General features: G+C 61.2%; 13 protein-coding genes and 1 pseudogene. 9 read left to right on the top strand and 5 right to left on the bottom strand.

The genetic code is table 11. The annotated features are described in order from the left end of the window. The first annotated feature begins 8 nt into the window (after window positions 1-8). A complete protein-coding gene (arsB, locus tag ACSBPU_RS03300) occupies window positions 9-1130 on the top strand; it encodes an ACR3 family arsenite efflux transporter (RefSeq protein ID WP_442595578.1) in 1122 nt (373 codons plus the stop codon). Continuing rightward, window positions 1123-1845 (top strand): arsenical resistance protein ArsH, encoded by a 723-nt coding sequence (gene arsH / locus ACSBPU_RS03295; protein ID WP_442595576.1) that lies wholly within the window; start codon window positions 1123-1125, stop codon window positions 1843-1845. Before arsB ends, arsH begins: the two co-directional genes overlap by 8 nt. A 243-nt stretch (window positions 1846-2088) precedes the next feature. On the opposite strand, the gene ACSBPU_RS03290 is transcribed toward arsH, so the two are convergent. Together ACSBPU_RS03290 and ACSBPU_RS03285 are read right to left on the bottom strand one after the other, a co-directional pair. Then, on the bottom strand, window positions 2089-2856 hold the full coding sequence (locus ACSBPU_RS03290; protein WP_442595573.1) for an anti-virulence regulator CigR family protein: 768 nt from the start codon (window positions 2854-2856) through the stop codon (window positions 2089-2091). 611 nt (window positions 2857-3467) lie between these two features. Then, the gene (locus ACSBPU_RS03285; protein ID WP_442595571.1) at window positions 3468-5708 is read right to left on the bottom strand and encodes a heavy metal translocating P-type ATPase; all 2241 of its coding nucleotides are present in this window, start codon (window positions 5706-5708) and stop codon (window positions 3468-3470) included. A 134-nt stretch (window positions 5709-5842) separates the two neighbouring features. Between ACSBPU_RS03285 and ACSBPU_RS03280 the strand changes: the two genes are divergently transcribed. Together ACSBPU_RS03280 and ACSBPU_RS03275 are read left to right on the top strand one after the other, a co-directional pair. Next, entirely contained in the window at window positions 5843-6928 is a 1086-nt protein-coding gene (locus ACSBPU_RS03280) for an RCC1 domain-containing protein (protein WP_442595569.1), read from the top strand. A 10-nt stretch (window positions 6929-6938) separates the two neighbouring features. Then, a complete protein-coding gene (locus tag ACSBPU_RS03275; protein ID WP_442595567.1) occupies window positions 6939-8687 on the top strand; it encodes a multicopper oxidase family protein in 1749 nt (582 codons plus the stop codon). Between the two features lie 27 nt (window positions 8688-8714). On the opposite strand, the gene ACSBPU_RS03270 is transcribed toward ACSBPU_RS03275, so the two are convergent. Continuing rightward, complete coding sequence (locus ACSBPU_RS03270; RefSeq protein WP_442595565.1) at window positions 8715-9647, bottom strand: LysR substrate-binding domain-containing protein; 933 nt, start codon at window positions 9645-9647, stop codon at window positions 8715-8717. 188 nt (window positions 9648-9835) lie between these two features. Here ACSBPU_RS03270 and ACSBPU_RS03265 point away from each other — a divergent pair, with 188 nt between their 5' ends. After that, a complete protein-coding gene (locus tag ACSBPU_RS03265) occupies window positions 9836-10261 on the top strand; it encodes a DUF4148 domain-containing protein (RefSeq protein WP_442595563.1) in 426 nt (141 codons plus the stop codon). Between the two features lie 7 nt (window positions 10262-10268). After that, a complete protein-coding gene (locus ACSBPU_RS03260) occupies window positions 10269-10994 on the top strand; it encodes a pirin family protein (protein ID WP_442595561.1) in 726 nt (241 codons plus the stop codon). A 65-nt stretch (window positions 10995-11059) separates the two neighbouring features. Here the strand turns inward: ACSBPU_RS03260 and ACSBPU_RS03255 are convergent, their stop codons facing one another. Then, window positions 11060-12559, bottom strand: a complete 1500-nt coding sequence (locus ACSBPU_RS03255) for a catalase (RefSeq protein ID WP_442595559.1) — start codon at window positions 12557-12559, stop codon at window positions 11060-11062. Between the two features lie 126 nt (window positions 12560-12685). Here ACSBPU_RS03255 and ACSBPU_RS03250 point away from each other — a divergent pair, with 126 nt between their 5' ends. Continuing rightward, window positions 12686-13171 (top strand): MaoC family dehydratase, encoded by a 486-nt coding sequence (locus tag ACSBPU_RS03250; protein ID WP_442595557.1) that lies wholly within the window; start codon window positions 12686-12688, stop codon window positions 13169-13171. A 12-nt stretch (window positions 13172-13183) separates the two neighbouring features. On the opposite strand, the pseudogene ACSBPU_RS03245 reads toward ACSBPU_RS03250, so the two are convergent. Then, window positions 13184-15424 (bottom strand): annotated as a pseudogene (locus ACSBPU_RS03245) (heavy metal translocating P-type ATPase); the annotation flags it as partial. 151 nt (window positions 15425-15575) lie between these two features. Between ACSBPU_RS03245 and chrA the strand changes: the two are divergent. Then, window positions 15576-16853 carry a chromate efflux transporter gene (chrA, locus tag ACSBPU_RS03240; RefSeq protein WP_442595555.1) on the top strand — a complete coding sequence of 426 codons (1278 nt, stop codon included), beginning with the start codon at window positions 15576-15578 and terminating at the stop codon, window positions 16851-16853. Between the two features lie 39 nt (window positions 16854-16892). Continuing rightward, on the top strand, window positions 16893-17972 hold the full coding sequence (locus tag ACSBPU_RS03235; protein WP_442598528.1) for a tellurite resistance/C4-dicarboxylate transporter family protein: 1080 nt from the start codon (window positions 16893-16895) through the stop codon (window positions 17970-17972). Window positions 17973-18004: the final 32 nt, after the last annotated feature.

Raw genomic sequence — 18004 nt, 5'->3', positions numbered from 1 at the left:
TCGGTCGCATGAGTGCAGAAACTAACGCTGCCGGTCACGCAACGGCTACGCCCGGCATGAATGTCTTCGAGCGCTTCCTGACCGTCTGGGTACTGCTGTGCATTCTCGTCGGCATCGCTCTGGGTCAAGTCGCGCCGGGCGTCTTTCAAGCCATTGGGCGGATGGAAATTGCTCAGGTCAATCTGCCCGTGGGGCTGCTGATCTGGATCATGATTATTCCCATGCTGCTGAAGGTGGATTTCGCCGCGCTGGGCCAGGTCAAACAGCATTGGCGCGGTATCAGTGTGACGCTATTCGTCAATTGGGCGGTCAAACCTTTCTCGATGGCACTACTGGCGTGGATCTTCATCCGCCACGTCTTTGCAGAATGGTTGCCAGCCGGTCAACTCGACAGCTATGTGGCCGGTCTAATTCTACTGGCTGCTGCGCCCTGCACTGCGATGGTGTTCGTCTGGAGCCGACTGACCGGCGGCGATCCGATATTCACGCTATCGCAAGTCGCGCTGAACAACACCATCATGGTCTTCGCCTTCGCACCTATCGTCGGCCTGTTGCTCGGGCTATCGGCCATCACGGTGCCGTGGGACACCTTGCTGGTGTCGGTGGTACTGTACATCATCGCTCCCGTCATCATTGCCCAAATCTGGCGCGACGCATTGCTGCGCCAGGGCCAATCCGCCTTCAATGCCATGCTGGCACGCACAGGCCCGTTGTCCATCGGGGCGCTGTTGCTCACGCTCGTGTTGCTGTTCGCTTTTCAGGGACAGGCCATCTTGCTGCAGCCACTGGTGATCGCCATGCTGGCCGTGCCCATTCTGATCCAGGTATTTTTTAATTCCGGGCTGGCCTACTGGCTTAATCGGCGGGCCGGAGAAAAACACAGCATCGCCTGCCCCTCGGCCCTGATCGGCGCCAGCAACTTCTTCGAGCTGGCCGTGGCGGCCGCCATCAGCCTCTTCGGTATCCAATCTGGCGCTGCGCTGGCCACCGTGGTCGGCGTGCTGATCGAGGTGCCGGTCATGCTGCTGGTGGTGCGGATCGTGAACCGGAGCAAGGATTGGTATGAGGCCGGTGCCAGTTGTCTACCTCGCAGCGAACCGGTAAAGAATACGGAGAGTCGTCATGTCTGAACGCCGCCTTGACCTGCCAAATATCGATACCGGATTATTCCAGCAACCCGACATCCAGCGGCTGCTGACGCCTCAGCGCACCGACCATACACCGCGCTTTCTGCTGCTCTACGGATCGCTACGCGAGCGTTCGTACAGTCGTCTGGCCGCAGAAGAGGCGGCACGCATTCTGCGTGCGCTTGGCGGCGAAACGCGAATATTCAACCCTTCGGGACTACCACTGGTCGATGATGCTCCTACCGATCAGCCCAAGGTCAGGGAACTCCATGAGCTGGTGCAGTGGGCGGAAGGCATGGTGTGGTGTTCGCCGGAACGCCACGGCGCCATGACGGGTCTGATGAAAACCCAGATCGACTGGATTCCGCTTTCCATCGGCGCGGTGCGCCCCACCCAGGGCAAAACGCTGGCAGTCATGCAGGTTTCGGGCGGATCGCAGTCTTTCAATGCGGTCAATCAAATGCGCGTGCTGGGTCGTTGGATGCGCATGTTCACCATTCCCAATCAATCCTCAGTCGCCAAGGCATACCAGGAATTCGATGATGCTGGGCGCATGAAGCACTCGGCCTACTATGATCGCATCGTAGATGTGATGGAAGAACTGATGAAGTTCACGCTGCTTACGCGCGATGCAGTGCCGTATCTGGTAGATCGATACAGCGAACGGACGGAAAGCGCCGAAGCATTAAGCCAGCGCGTCAACCAAACGACAATATGAAAACCAAAACTGCATCCTCCGGCACGCCAGCCGCAGTTTTTGGCGTCCTTCTCAAGCTGGGGCTGACATCGTTCGGCGGCCCGATGAGCTCGGATTGACGCTACACTGCCTAAGTACGTAGGCGTCGTCGCTCGACCGCGTCGTCAAACACACGGTAAGATCTTCCGTAAACGTAATAAGTGTCATTCGCCCCAGATACTGTCAAGACACGACCCAAGGGTATGCGGATCGATCCGAACATCGCTAATCAAAAACGTCGTAAAGAATATCGGCGATGACGGCTGTGGCGACAGAGATCAGGATCAAGTCCGTGCCGGCGATACGCCATTCGTAGCCGGGGTATCTTGGCAGACGGCCCAACAGTGGCCCAGGCGCCATTTTCTTCGCAATTCCAGGAGGCAGAGGCTTGCCCCTGGCCAAGTTCTTTCGTATGCCGGGCGGCAACGTGGCGTAGCCCCCCAGTCCGAAATCTAGTGCATACTCGCGCGCCAAGGCAGCAGTAATACCCGCATACACGAGATCGCCGAACAAATCATCACCGCGCAAATGGCCATGGTGATCCCTATGATCATCGAAATAGTCGTAATAGCGGCCTCGATCGTCGTAACGACGATCAGAATCGTAATCGCGCCCGGAGCCCCCGTGTTGACTGGCGTGAGACCCTTTGGCGTGATTGTCGTGCATATCCGGCGTACCCTTACCAGGGTTACCGGGGCCGGAATTACCCTTGTCCGAGTTTCCCTTACCAGGGTTACCTGAGGCATGCGGGTTGCCATTGCCACCATTCCTCTTGCCGGGACCGCTTGCGCTGTTGCCTTGGCCCTTACCTTCGGGTGGTGCCGCTTGAGCTGTTAAAACCAGTGAACAGGCAGTAATTAAAGAAGAGGCTAATGCGATACCTGGTTTCATCATTGTTTTCCTTTTATCAACAGGACGGCGCCAGCATACTGCGTGCCTTATTTCAAAAATAATCCATCCTGTATCAGTTTGTATGGCCTGCGGTTCGATCACTCGCCCACGGAGATGGCCACTGCCATCAAGCGAGCCGTCGATGAGGGCAAATGAATGGTTTCGTCCAGTGAGATCGTGCGGAAGGCTCTGCACGAATGGAAAACGTGGCGCGAGCGAAACAGCTTATTAGCCGTACGCTCGAACTAACCGACAACGCCAAACAGGACCTGGCCCAAATCTAGTCATATATCGCTAAGTCAGCGCATTCCAACCATAAAACGAAACTACCATTTTCATACTTGCCTACCACCGCCATCCCCATTAATGATGAAGAGCAAATGAGCCAGATCAGGTAAGCACACCTCACTCGCCGCCAGCTACCCAGTTCTCCACCTCAAGCGCGGGCACTCGCGCAAACTCCGACACGTTGTTCGTCACCAGTACAAGGCCCGCGCTACGCGCATGACCGGCGATATGCAGATCGCTCACCCCGATGGTCTGCCCTAGCTTTTCCAGCGCGACACGAATAGCGCCATAGTGCTGAGCCGCCTTAGCGTCTTAGGAAAAAGCACTTCGAGACGACTGCAAAATCCTCGACAGCGGATAGATTTTCGCTGACTCGGCTGCTTTTCTCCGCACCACGCATGAGGCCCCGCCGATACCGCCGACGCTCATCTCACACCACGCAACAGGCGCAGTCCGTTGAAGACTACAAGCAGGCTGGCCCCCATGTCGGCGAACACCGCCATCCACATCGTCGCGCCGCCAAAGATCGCGAGAACGAAAAACACCAGCTTGATGCCCAGCGCCAGGGCGATGTTCTGCCACAGGACCGCGTAGGTCTTTTTCGACAGCCGGATGGTTTCTGGAATACGGCGCAGGTCGTCGTTCATGACGAGTATGTCAGCAGCCTCTTTGGCCGCGTCCGTGCCGGCCGCCCCCATCGAAAAACCGATTTTCGCCGCAGCGAGCGAGGGACTGTCGTTCACGCCGTCGCCCACCATGCCGACCTGCTCGCCCGCATCCCTCAATGCCTCCACAGCCTTCAGCTTGCCATGCGGCAGCAGGCCGGCGCGCACGTCTTCGATGCCGACCAGTGCCGCGATGGCCCGGGCGGTCGTCGCATTGTCTCCCGTCAGCATGACGGGCCGCACGCCCAGCGCCTTGAGTTCAGCCACCGCCTGCTTGCTGGTTTCCCGGGTGGTGTCGGCCACCGCGAACAGCGCCAGCGCGCCGCTATCGTCCGCCAGCACGGACAGCGTGCGCCCCTGAGCCTCGTGCTCTCGCATCAGCGCCTCGATCTGCGGCGAGCACTGGCCGCGGTCGTGCAGCCATCGATGGTTGCCTAGAACGTAACGGTGCCCGCCGATGGTGCCATGCACTCCTTTTCCGAGTTCGGCGCCGAAGTCAGTGACTTCTTCGATCGGAGCGTCCAGGCCTGCGGCAACCGCCTTCGACACCGGATGGTCGGACCGGTCCGCAAGACTGCGGGCAACCGTCAGTATCCATGCTTCGGGCTGTGCACCTTCGAACAATTGACGCGCCACCAGTCGCGGCTTGCCCTCGGTAATCGTGCCGGTCTTGTCCAAGCCCAGGACTGTGAGCTTGCGCGCCTGTTCGATATAGATGCCGCCCTTGATGAGAATGCCGCGCCGCGTTGCCGCCGCCAAGCCGCTGACGATCGTGACCGGAGTGGAGATGACGAGCGCGCAGGGGCAGGCAATGACCAGCAGCACCAGCGCCTTGTATATCGCCTCTAGCCAAGGCCAGCTCGCCAGCAATGGAAAGCCAATGGCCACAGCCAGCGCAAGCACGAACACCGCAGGCGTGTAGACAGCCGCAAACCGGTCCACGAAGCGCTGCGTGGGCGCGCGTTGCCCTTGTGCGTCTTCAACGGCGTGGATGATGCGGGCCAACAGCGTGTCACCCGCTGGCTTGGTGACCTCGAACTCCAGGGCGCCGCTTTGATTGATGGTGCCCGCAAATACATCATCGCCAGGCGCCTTGTCGACGGGAATGCTCTCGCCCGTGACAGAAGATTGGTCGACCGCGCCTTGCCCGGCGGTGACCCGCCCATCCAGCGCGAAGCGTTCCCCCGGCTTGACGCGCGCCAGTGCGCCAACCGGGACGTCTTTGGCATCGGCAAGCGCCCAAGTGCCGTCCGGCTGCCGGATTTCGGCTTCGGGCGGCGACAGCGCCAGCAGCCCTGCGACGGCGTTGCGCGCACGCTCCACCGAACGTGCCTCGATGAATTCGGCCAGCGAGAACAAGGCCATGACCATCGCGGCTTCCGGCCACTGACCGATGAGAAAGGCACCGATGACGGCTACGCCCATCAGGGCGTTGATATTCAGCTGGCCATGCCTCAAGGCCGCCAGGCCCTTTTTGAATACGTCCAGTCCGGACAAGGCGATCGCTACAGCGGCAACCATCATCCCCGTGATCTGCCAGGCGTATGCATCCGGCTCGACGAGGTGGCACAGTTCGGCCAGGAGCGCCACGATAAGCGCGGCGACCAAGCGTAGCAGGCGGCCGCGCTGGGCACTGGCGGTGTCCGCCGCCGATGGCGGAGCAGTGAGCTTCTCTGCCGTGAAACCAAGTTTTCTGATCGCCGCAATCACCGAGCCCCAGGCGGCTTCGGGCGCATCGACGGCTAAAGTGCGGGCGGGCAGATCGAAACCCAGGCCGCGCACCTGCTTGAACGATTCGAGTGTGCGCCGAATCTGGCCTTCCTCGACGGCGCAGTCCATTTGAGGAATGCGCAACAGCAGCGCTCCCGGCGTCGCCGGGATAGAGGCAGGCACTGCCTTATCGGCGAACTGCAATGCCTCGCAAGCGGCGGAGCCGCAGCAGTCGCCGCTATCTTCTTTGCGCTTGTCGCGCGCCAACTGGATGACGTTGGGAATCGACATATCGGTATTTTCCATGAAAGGCCGTGAAACGCTTCCATTAAAAACCCTGTAGTTGCTACAAGGTCAAGCATCCTCATACGCCGCGACGTTCTGCGATAAAATATTTAGCAACAATTAATAAAACGAGATACATAATGGCTATCGTTCAGCTCAGCGCCGGCCCCCAGCGCTCCGTCGCACTCGACGGCAAAGGCGCAGCCTGGGGTTGGGGGGCCTTCAAGACCGCCTCTCCCAGTCTGCAAGACGTTCTTCCAGCGGAAATCTGCTTCACGGATAAAACCGAAATCGGCCACCGACGCTATGCCCAGCCCTATGCGCAGTTGCTCAACCCAGGCGCACCGTTTCGCCTGGTCGCCGATGGCAACACTCATATATTGGGGGCTTGCGACACTGGAGCCCTGCTGGCCTGCCGACCCGTGATTGCACCGGACCATGGGGCAGCCCACCAGACGGTCCGAGCCATACCCGGCGGCATACGGCAATTGGCCACCATGCAGACCGTCAGTTTGGCCGTGCTGGAAAACGGCAGTGTGTGGTCCTGGGGTTTCAATCACCAGGGGCAGCTTGGCCGGCCGGCACAGCCGGCACAGAACACCGCTGCGCCGCTCGATGATCTCCCTGCCATCGCCAGCCTGGCATGCGGCTCGGCGCACGCCCTGGCCCTGGATCGGTCCGGCCGCGTCTGGAGTTGGGGTGCCAACCAGGCCGGCCAGTTGGGGCACGGGACGCTCCAATCCTCCGGCCGGCCGGCCCAAGTGGCATTGCCCGAGCTCATCATCGACATCGCCGCGGGCGATACGCACAGCATGGCCCTGGATGCAGCCGGCCAGTTATGGGCCTGGGGCGCCAATAATCATGGTCAAACAGGCAGCACCGAGGGCGCCTACTTCACTCGCCCGGTCAAGATCCAGACCGGCTTTCCCGTGCGACAGGTCGACGGCGGACTGTTTTACACAGTGGCCTTGTCCGAGCAGGGCGAAGTCTTTGCCTGGGGCTGGAATGGATTGGGACAGATCGGTTTGCCGCAGCGACATTCCTCTCCGCAAGCCAGGCAGATTACCGGGCTGCCGCCGGTCACGCATTTGGCCACCGGAACGGGCCATGTCCTGGCCAGCGATGGCCGGACCGTCTTTGCCTGGGGCGATAACCGTAGCGCTGCCTGCGGGCAGCCTGCCCAAGACCCGGTGATCCTTATTCCGAATCCCATCCATCTGACCTGAGGGCACAAGCATGAGCACAAGCAATCACCACGGTGCCCGTCAACCGCTGACAACCGCTGCCGGCCCCGCGGACCCCAAGCGCCGCGATGTCCTGCGCTGGTCGCTGGGCCTGTCTGCCGGCCTGATATTGCCGCCCTTGGCGGGCTGCGGCAGCGGCAGCGACGTTCCGGAGGCAACGGCGGACACCTTGCCCGAAGCCGCCCGCATCTATGCCCGCAACGGCCTCATCGATATCGACCTGATGGCCGCTTACGGCAACAGAAACGTCCAGTTCGCAGCGCCCTCGCAGAATGCTTATCCAGGCACCTCGCAGTCTGTGAATGCCTACCTGCGCAGTTATAACGGCGGTCTTCCGGCCCCCACCCTGTGCCTGAATGCGGGCGATACCTTGCGTATCCGGCTGCAAAACAGGCTGCCTGAAAATGACACCAAGTACTCGTCGTTGAACTTCCTCAACTATCAGAACAGCACCAACCTGCATTTTCATGGCTTGCATGTTGATCCGAAGGAGATCCGCCCCGGAGTCTATGGCGACTATATGGTGGACACCCCCGACGCGGGAGTTGCGCCCGGCGCCGACCGGCAGCATGAAATCGCCTTGCCGGCTGATCATCCCAGTGGAATCTACTGGTATCACCCGCACCTGCATGGATCCACCACCACACAGGTGCTCAACGGCATGTTCGGGGCCATTTTGATCTCCACCCCACGCAATGACTTCGATCTGGCCGAAGACATTCGCGAAAGAGTCATCTTCGTGCATCGCCTGAATCTTAGCGATAAAGGCCGCAGCGACACCTTGTACGACTATACGGGCAACAGCAATAGCGGCTTTGTGCTCAATGGGGCATATCAGCCCACCATAGTCATGCGTCCGGGGGAAATCCAGAACTGGCATTTTCTGAATGCGGACGTCTTCTATCCCTTCAGCCCGATCCTGGACGAGCACACCCTATGGCATTATGCCCGCGACGGAAATGCCTTCCCGCGCCAGTACCGACCTATCAATGCCGAGTCCGTGACCCAGACGGACAGCGCCCATTGGCCGGGCAGCGCCATGTATCCCGGCAATCGCAATTCGGTGCTGGTTCAAGCCAGCAAAACCCCCGGCACTTATTATCTGCGCTGCGCCAAGGCGCCGTCGGGCATGGATCCGGAAATCGTCGCGCGCGTGGTCGTCGAAGGCACACCGGTCGACATGGACCTGCCCAGCCCGCACAGGCTGCCTTTGTACAACAACTACCAGCCTATTACAGACGCCGAGCTCGCCCAGCATGGCGGCAAGACCCGGGCGGTCATCCTGGCCGTGCTCAACAAGAACAGCCCCCTGCTCACACAGCCGGTTCCCGAGGATGAAGAATGGTTCATCCCGGCGACGGACAATTCGTCCCTGGCCAATTTCGTGTTTGCCACCGGCAACTCCGGAGCCAAGCTCGCCCCTTTCCAATCCGCGCTCGCCACGACGCAGATCGTAGCCCTGAATGCGGTCGAAGAATGGACTCTGTACAACTTGAATGGCTACCCGCATCCCTTCCATATCCATGTCAATGATTGCTATGTGATCAAGGTCAATGGCCAGGACATCGAGCCCTACTGGGCCGATACCATTCCGCTGGCACCCAATGGCAGCCTGGACCAGCCCACTTCCATTACATTCCGCAGTCGCTTCACCGACTTTACAGGCAGTTTCGTCTGGCATTGCCATGCCCTGGATCACGAGGACATGGGCATGATGGAGCTGGTTGAAGTGGTCGCCTGAGGCAGACAAAAAACAGCGCTCGATGCGCTAGCATACCGAACACACCCTCAAAGCCTCGTCATTCTGCTGCCGGGTGTGCTCGACCAGATAGTCAAGAAATACGCGGGATCGCTGCGGAATGAACTTGCGGCTCGGCAGGGCCGCGTACATGGCAAGGCGCCCGGTGACCCATGGCTGCAGCACCCGAACCAGTTCGCCGCGGGTCAGGTACGGCGCGGCGATATCCAGGGCAATGGATGTGACGCCGGCGCCATCCAGTGCAGCACGCAGCAAGGTATCGGTATGGTTCGCGATGAGCACCGCGTCCACGTCGATTTCCACCGCCTCGTCCGGACCGGGCTGACGCCACATGCGCCAGGCCCGCACAGGCATGTCGGGCGGCTGCAGGCGCAGGCACTCATGCTGTTTCAGATCATCAGGCGCTTTCGGCATTCCCTTGCGTTTCACATAGGCCGGCGAAGCAACCAGGACCACATCGGATTCGACAATCTTGCGCGCGATGATGTCGGCATTGAAATTCGCATCGGTGCCCAGCAAGGTGATGTCGTAGTCTTCGATCGGCGGCGCCCTGTGTGTTTCGACCTCGACATCCACCACGATGCCCGGATAGCGCTGGCGAAACTTCGACAGCATCGGAGCAATGACATAGCTGGCCAGAACCGGTTGCGTATGCACGCGCAGCCGGCCCGCCAGTTCGCTGGTATGCGCACTGGCGATGGAGTCGGCTTCCTCCACGTCCTGCAGTATCTGGCGCACACGAGCCAAGTAGGCATCCCCCGCTTCGGTAAGCGATACCCGACGCGTCGTGCGCTGGAACAATCTTGTGCCCAGATAGGCTTCCAGCTCGGCAACCAGACGAGTGACCGCGGGCGGCGACATGTCCAGCGCCCGCGCCGCGGCCGCAAAGCCGCCCTGGTCGGCGACGCGTTCGAAGACCTGCATGGCAAGCAATCTATCCATGGAACGGCTCCTACAAGCCAATTGTTTCATTAACGTGAATAGTATATGTCTTTTTAGGACATTTATTCATATCGCAGGAACTTTTAAAGTTACTCCATCGACGAGATCACACGACAGATGGCTCGCCGAATCATCGGAACCTGCTTCCTTTGATCCAAACCAACCTATTGATTTAAAGGATATACATCATGACACGCACTCAAGTTTCCGCCATTGCTTTTGCCTTCACCGTCCTTTTCGCCGGCCAAGCCATGGCGGCCAGCGAAGGCCCTGTGACTCGCGCCCAAGTCAAGGCCGAGCTGGCCGAAGCCGTTCGCACAGGCAACATGATCGCTGGAGAAAGCGGGCAGCAGCTGAACGAAATCTTCCCGCATAACTACCCGGCACAACAATCCGGCAGCACGGTGACGCGCGCCCAGGTCAAGGCCGAGCTGGCCGAAGCTGTCCGCGCAGGCAATGTCGTGGCAGGCGAAAGCAGCACGGCCCTGAACCAAGCGTTTCCCCAGAATTATGTTGCGCAGAACCAGGTAGCCGACAAGAGCCGCGAACAAGTCCGCGCCGAGCTGGCCGAAGCCGCCGCAAGCGGCCAGATGTCGCGCCGTATCGAAGCCTAAACCCATCATGATCACCCTGCGCAGATCAGAAGAACGCGGCCGGTCCACCCATGGCGGCTGGCTGCAAAGCGCCCACAGCTTCTCTTTTGGCGACTACTTCGACATCCGGCATCAAGGCCACGGCAACCTGCTCGTCATCAACGACGACACGGTGGCCGGCGGGCGCGGCTTCGGAAGCCACGGCCATCGCGACATGGAAATCATCAGCTATGTGCTCGACGGGGAACTGGCTCATAAGGACAGCATGGGCAACGGCGAAACGGGAGCGGTAAACAGCGGCATCATCCGCCCTGGAGACGTCCAACGCATGAGCGCGGGCACCGGCGTCATGCATAGCGAATTCAATAATCTGCAAGATCGCAGCACGCGCTTCCTGCAAATCTGGATCAAGCCCAAATTCAAGGGAATACGGCCTGGCTACGAGCAAAAGCACTTCGATCGGGAACAGCGCCGCGGCCGACTGGTGCTGGTCGCCTCGCGCACCGGAGAGAACGGTTCGGTAAGCATGAACGCCGATGCGGCGATTCATGCCGGTTTGTTCGACGAAGGCGAACACTGCGTACGCCCCTTGAACACCGGACGCCTGGCCTATGTGCATCTGGCTCGCGGTTCTCTAAACGTCAATGGCAACGCCCTGGCAGAGGGAGACGGCGCCCTGCTGGACGGCGAACCGGAGCTCAAGCTGGAAAACGGCCGCGATGCCGAGGTACTGGTGTTCGACCTCGCGCGCTAGCACGCAAGAACCGGCAGGCACGCCGACATGCCTGCCAGGCTCGCTTCGCGGCCCACGCTGGTAGGCTAGGCTTCGCTCATGCCGGCCGCCGGCTCTTCCGCACGGCCGCTGCGGACTTTTTCTTCGATGCGCCGGCCCACGTCAGGGTCCACATTTTTCCAGTAATCGAAAGCGCGCTCCAGCACGGGACTGCGTACGCCGCCCAACAAGCTGCCGGCAACCGTTTCAACCAATCGATCGCGCTGTTCGTCGTTGTACACCTCGCGCACCAGTGTGCCGGGCTGGCCAAAGTCATCGTCTTCGGCATGGAGCTCATAGGCGCTGCGCACCATGTCGCCATCCGCTTCCCAGCCGTCGTCCATCTTGCCCGTGTCGTCGGCCCAGGTCCGGCCGCCGGAATTCGGTGCATAAACAGGCTGATTGCCGCTGTGCTCGTAGGCCATTTGACCATCGAACATATAGGTATTGACCGCCACTTTGGGCTTGTTGACCGGCAACTGGTGGAAATTGGTGCCGATGCGATTGCGCTGCGCATCGTTGTAGGCAAAGGCGCGGCCCAGCAGCATCTTGTCGGGCGACAGCCCGATACCCGGTACGGTGTTGCCGGGCGAGAATGCCGCTTGCTCGATCTGCGCGAAAAAGTTCTCCGGATTTCGATTGAGCGTCATCGTGCCGACTTCGATCAGCGGGTAATCCTTGTGCGACCACGTCTTGGTCAGGTCGAAAGGGTTGAAGCGATACGACTTGGCTTCTTCGTAAGGCATGACCTGCACGGACAAGGTCCAACTGGGATGCTCTCCTTTTGCGATTGCGTCGAACAGGTCGCGCCGATGGTAGTCGGCGTCGAGGCCTGCCATTTCCTTGGCTTCCGCATTGGTGAAGTGCCGCATGCCTTGCTTGGTGTGGAAATGGTATTTGACCCAGAAGCGCTCGCCCTTGGCGTTGACCCACATATAGGTGTGCGAGCCATAGCCGTTCATGTGGCGCCAAGTGCGCGGCAGGCCGCGGTCGCCCATCAGGTACGTGACCTGGTGCGCCGATTCCGGGTTATTGGTCCAGAAATCCCATTGCATGTGATTGTCGCGCAGACCCGAATCAGGCAGACGCTTCTGGCTGCGTATGAAGTGCGGGAACTTCATCGGATCGCGCACGAAGAAAATCGGCGTATTGTTGCCGACCAGGTCGTAGTTTCCTTCTTCCGTGTAGAACTTGAGCGAAAAACCCCGCACATCGCGCCAGGTATCGGGGCTGCCCGCCTCGCCCGCCACAGTGGAAAACCGCGCGAGCATTTCGGTCTTACAGCCTTTCCGGAACAGCGCCGCCTTGGTATAGGCGGAAACGTCGGCGGTGGTTTCAAATACCCCGAACGCCCCCGCGCCTTTGGCGTGCGGCTGGCGCTCCGGTACTTTCTCTCGATTGAAGTGCGCCATCTGCTCCAGGAAGTGGACGTCATGCAGCACAATGGGCCCATTTGGGCCTATGGTCAGCGAATTGCGGTCGCTGGGCGCGGGCGCTCCAGCGCCTGTGGTCGAGCCTTGAGTGGCATTGCTCTTGGATTGAGTCATTGCTGGTCTCCAGTAAGATCACATGAATGGATCGGCAACCTGGCCGGGCTGAACACAGATTACTATATAAAGATGGCGTTCTCATTGATCACGCATAAAGATCGCGCATAAAAACTCATACAGCATATGGACCTAGATTCAGCACCAAAAACTCTTCACCTGGACGACCTCAATGTCGGTGATGTCTTTCTCAGCCGCGCTCAGGCTGTCGATGCCCAACAGATCGTCCAGTTCGCGTCACAGTTCGACCCGCAGCCCTTCCATCTGGACGAAGAGGCCGCCAAAGACACTTACTTCCAGGGACTGGCCGCAAGCGGTTGGCACACGGCGGCCATTACCATGCGACTGATGGTCGAAAGCTTCCCGCTTGCGCAGGGGCTGATCGGCGCAGGCGTCGAGCTGAGCTGGTCCCAGCCGACTCGCCCCGGCGATGTGCTGCGTGTAAAAAGCACGATCCTTAGCATCACGCCTTCCCGCTCCAAGCCGGATCGCGCCATCATTCTTTTTGAAACCATCACCTTGAACCAGCGCGACGAGGCCGTGCAGAAGTTGACGAGCAGAATCGTCGCCTTCCGGCGGCCTCAAGGCGACGCGATGCGGGCTCCTGCGTGAACCCGCAACCGCCTATCCGGCCATAGGCGGCTGGAACCGCCTCAGGCGCAGCGCGTTGGCCAGCACGAACACGCTTGACAGCGCCATGGCGCCGGCCGCGAAGATGGGCGACAGCAGCAGGCCGTAAGCCGGATACAGCGCGCCGGCCGCCAGCGGGATCAACGCCGTGTTGTAGGCAAAGGCCCAGAACAGGTTCTGCCGGATATTGCCTATTGTGGCCTGCGACAAGGCGATGGCGTTCGGCACCCCTTGAAGATTGCCGGACATCAGCACGACGTCGGCGGCCTCCATGGCGATGTCGGTACCCGTGCCGATCGCCAATCCTACGTCGGCTTCGGCCAGCGCTGGCGCGTCGTTGATGCCGTCGCCAACGAACGCGACGTGTCCATGCTCGGCCTTCAGCCTCCGCAGCACTTCCACCTTCCCTGCCGGCAGTACTTCGGCCACCACTTCATCGATACCCAGCCGTGCCGCGATGGCCTTTGCAGTGACCTTGTTGTCGCCGGTGATCATCGCGACTTTCAGGCCCAGTTGATGCAGTGCCGCTATGGCGGCGGGCGTGCTGGCCTTGATCGGATCGGCCACGGCGACGATTGCGGCCAGGCGTCCGTCGATGGCCGCATACAGCGGCGACTTGCCTTCTTTGCCGAGCCGCTCGGCCGTCGCCGCGAAAAGCCCGACATCCAGGCCGAGCCCACGCATATAGCGGTCTGCCCCGACCTGCACGCGAACGCCGTCCACACTGGCACGCACGCCCATGCCGGTCACCGACTCGAAGTCATCAAGCGTCGGAACGGCGATGTCTTCTTCCTCGGCGGCGTGGACGATGGCGCGCGCGATGGGATGCTCGGATCGGGATTCCACCGCGGCGATCCGCGCGAGTACTTGCGCACGATCGAAGCCTTCCGCCACGTCGAGGTCGGTCAACGCCGGCCGCCCTTCCGTCAGCGTCCCGGTCTTGTCCACCGCCACCACCCGCGCATCCTTCAGCAACTGCAAGGCTTCGCCTTTGCGAAACAGCACACCCAGCTCCGCGCCCCGTCCGGTGCCGACCATGATCGAGGTCGGGGTCGCCAGGCCCATGGCGCAAGGGCATGCGATGATGAGCACCGCCACTGCATTCACCAAGGCGAAGGTCAGGGCGGGCGAGGGGCCGAAGACCAGCCAGACGAGAAAGGTCAGCGTCGCCGCAGCCATCACCGCCGGCACGAACCACATCGTGACCTTGTCCACCACGGCCTGGATCGGCAGCTTGGAACCTTGCGCCTGCTCGACCAGGCGTATGATCTGCGCCAGCACGGTCTGACTGCCCACGGCAGTGGCGCGCAGCGTGAAGGCGCCCGTCTGGTTGACGGTGCCGCCGACCACTTCGCTGCCGGCGACCTTCTGGACCGGTATGGGCTCGCCAGTGATCATGGACTCATCGACATAGCTCTGTCCGTCGATGACTTCTCCGTCCACCGGCACCCGCTCGCCCGGCCGCACGTCCACGATATCGTCCGAAACGACTTCGCTTATCGGAATCTCGACGGCACGGCCATCGCGCGACACGCGTGCCACCTTGGCCTGCAGGCCGACCAGCCGCTTGATGGCCTCGGAAGTCCGCCCTTTTGCCCGCGCTTCCAGATAGCGCCCCAGCAGGATGAGGGTCACGATCACCGCGGCGGCTTCATAATAAACATTGACTGTGCCAACGGGCAGCAGGCCGGGCGCGAAGGTGGCGACGACGGAATACGCATAAGCGGCCAACGTACCGACCGCCACCAGCGAGTTCATGTCCGGCACCAGGCGCCACAGCGCCGGAAAGCCCTTGGTGTAGAAGCGCCGGCCGGGCAATGCCAATACCAGCGTCGTCAGCACGAACTGCAAGACCCAGCTCCATTGCATGCCTATCGTGCGCTCCACGAGCGCGTGCATGCCCGGCACAAGGTGCGATCCCATTTCGATGATGAATACAGGCAATGACAGCGCAGCGGCAATGATCAGGTCGCGCTTCAGCGCCGTACGCTCCGCGTCCTTCTTTGCCATGGCGTCGTCCTCGCCATCCCGGGTCTCGGCGTCGCGCGCCCGAGCTTCGTAACCGGCATTCTGCACCGCAGCCACGAGCTCGTCAGCGGATGCGACTCCGCGCACGGTTGCGCCCTCGGTCGCCAGGTTCACCACTGCTTCCGACACACCGGGCACCGCCTTCAGCGCCCGTTCGACCCGCCCCACGCAGGAGGCGCAGGTCATGCCTTCAATGGACAGGCTGATGGCCGCTGTCGCGGCATGGTCGGCTTTCGCTGGCAGATTCATGATTGTCCTCTGGAATAAGTCATCATAGGGCAAGACTAATCCTTACCATGATTGGAAGGTCAAGCGAATCCGGTATCCTTGCACTGACAGTATCTTTAGACCGCCATCCATGATCGATTCGACCCATAGCGAGCGCAAAGCGTGTGCGGAAGACGCAAGCCGGTCATCTTCAACGAGAAGCGACCAATCGCAAGGAAATGACAAATTCCCTGATGGCCCCTGGAGTGTGTTTCTGGTCTTTTTGCGGCTGGGCATGACTTCGTTCGGCGGACCCATTGCACACCTGGGCTATTTTCGCAGCGAGTTCGTGGAACGTCGGCGTTGGCTGACCGATCGCGACTATTCGGATCTGGTGGCGCTATGCCAATTCCTGCCTGGTCCATCCAGCAGCCAGGTCGGCATGGCGCTGGGACTGGGCCGGGCGGGATGGCCCGGTTTGCTGGCCGCCTGGGCGGGGTTTACGCTGCCGTCGGCGATGGCGCTCATTCTGTTTGCCTACGGTGTCGGGCAATACCAGGATCTGGCCCGGTCCGGCTGGGTGCATGGATTGAAGATCGTGGCCGTTGCCATCGTGGCTCAGGCCGTATGGGGCATGGCCAAGTCGCTGTGCCCCGACCGCCCGCGTGCCACGCTGGCAGTCCTCGCAGCCCTGCTGACGCTGATCCTGCCCACCGCATCCGGGCAGGTCGCGGCCATCGTCTGCGCCGGCGTGGTCGGACGCTGGATGCTCGAGCCGCCGCAGCCGCCAGGCGGGCGGGCGCACGCCTATCCCATCTCGCGCAAAACCGGCGTCGTCGCGCTATGCCTGTTCGCGCTGCCTTTGGCCGGCCTTGCCCTGTGGGCGGCCTTCAGCGGTTCATCGATGGCCGCGCTGCTGGATGGCATCTATCGTTCCGGCGCCCTGGTCTTCGGCGGCGGGCACGTGGTGCTGCCCCTGCTGCAATCGGCAGTCGTTCCCAGCGGCGTGGTGAGCAGCGCAGATTTCCTTGCAGGGTACGGGGCGGCGCAGGCGGTGCCGGGCCCCCTGTTCACATTTGCCGCGTATCTGGGCACCATCGCTGACAGCACTCTTAACGGATGGCGAGGCGGCCTGGCATGGCTGGCCCTGATTTTCCTTCCCGGGTTTCTCGTGCTTGCCGCCGCGCTGCCTTTCTGGGAAAGTCTGCGAAGACGTCCCGGCATCCAGGCCGCCATGGCAGGCATCAATGCCGGCGTAGTCGGCATCCTATTGTCGGCGCTGTATGATCCGGTGTGGACCGGAGCCATCCATGGCAAGGCCGATTTCGGTCTGGCGCTGGCGGCATTCGGGCTGCTGGTGTTCGGTCGTCTGCCACCCGCCCTCGTCGTACTGCTGGCCGGTGTGGCCGGATGGGCCATGGCGGGATAGCCGGGTCAGGCTACGGCACCTTTATGGAATACCATGATCATCAGCCCCATCGACAAACAAATGAAGCCCGCCCCCAATTCGAAAGGCTGGGATCTGGAACGCATGTCGCCCGCCTGCTTCGGCCTGGTCATGGCGACCGGCATCGTGTCGCTGGCCGCCCATATGCTGGACCTGTCCCGCATCGCGCGTGTGCTTTTCGATCTGAACCTGGTTTTTTTCCTTGTGCTGTGGGTCCTGACCATACTGCGCATCGTCCGCTATGCGAAGCGATTCTTCAGCGACATGGGCGATCATGTACGCGGGCCGGGTTTTTTCACGGCGGTGGCGGGCGCCAGCATCCTGGGCAGCGAGTTCGTGGTGCTCGATGGCAATTACCGCGTCGGCTGGTTCTTGTGGCTATGGGCCGCTGTGCTCTGGATGGGGCTGACCTATGCGATATTCGCCGCGCTGACCATCCGCACCGACAAGCCCGGATTAGAACGGGGCCTGAGCGGCAGCTGGCTGCTGGCGGTCGTGGCGACTCAGTCTCTTGCCGTACTCGGCGGCATGCTGGCCGGGCATGGCGGGCCCATCAGCGCCCGGGCCTTGAACTTTCTGGCGCTGTCCATGTGGTTGTGGGGCGGAATGCTGTACATCCTGATCATGGCGCTGATCTTCTTCCGCTATCTGTTCCTGCGCTTCTCGCCCGCCGATCTCTCGCCGTCATACTGGATCAACATGGGCGCCATGGCCATTTCAACGCTGGCGGGCGCGCAGCTCATCACAAACGCACAGGCAGAACCTTTCCTGCTCTCCGTCCTTCCTTTCCTGAAAGGGCTGACGCTGTTCTTCTGGGCGGCAGGAACCTGGTGGATTCCAATGCTGCTGGTGCTCGGGTTCTGGCGGCATGCCTATATGCGTTTTCCCATTCAATACGACCCACTGTACTGGGGCGTCGTGTTTCCCTTCGGCATGTACGCGGCCAGCACCTACAGCCTGAGCCATGTGCTGGAGCTCGACTTCCTGTATTTCCTTCCGCCCGTCTTCCTGTATGCGGCCATGGCGGCCTGGCTCGTCGCCTTCACGGGCCTGGCGCATGATGTCTGGCTGCGATACAACGGTTCGCGCCAACCGGCGTAGCGCCTCGCAGCCGGCGGGCGGCGACCTTGACA

This window comes from Parapusillimonas sp. JC17 (assembly GCF_052180245.1).
GTDB lineage: Bacteria > Pseudomonadota > Gammaproteobacteria > Burkholderiales > Burkholderiaceae_B > Parapusillimonas.
This window is presented reverse-complemented; position numbering and strand designations above follow the sequence as displayed.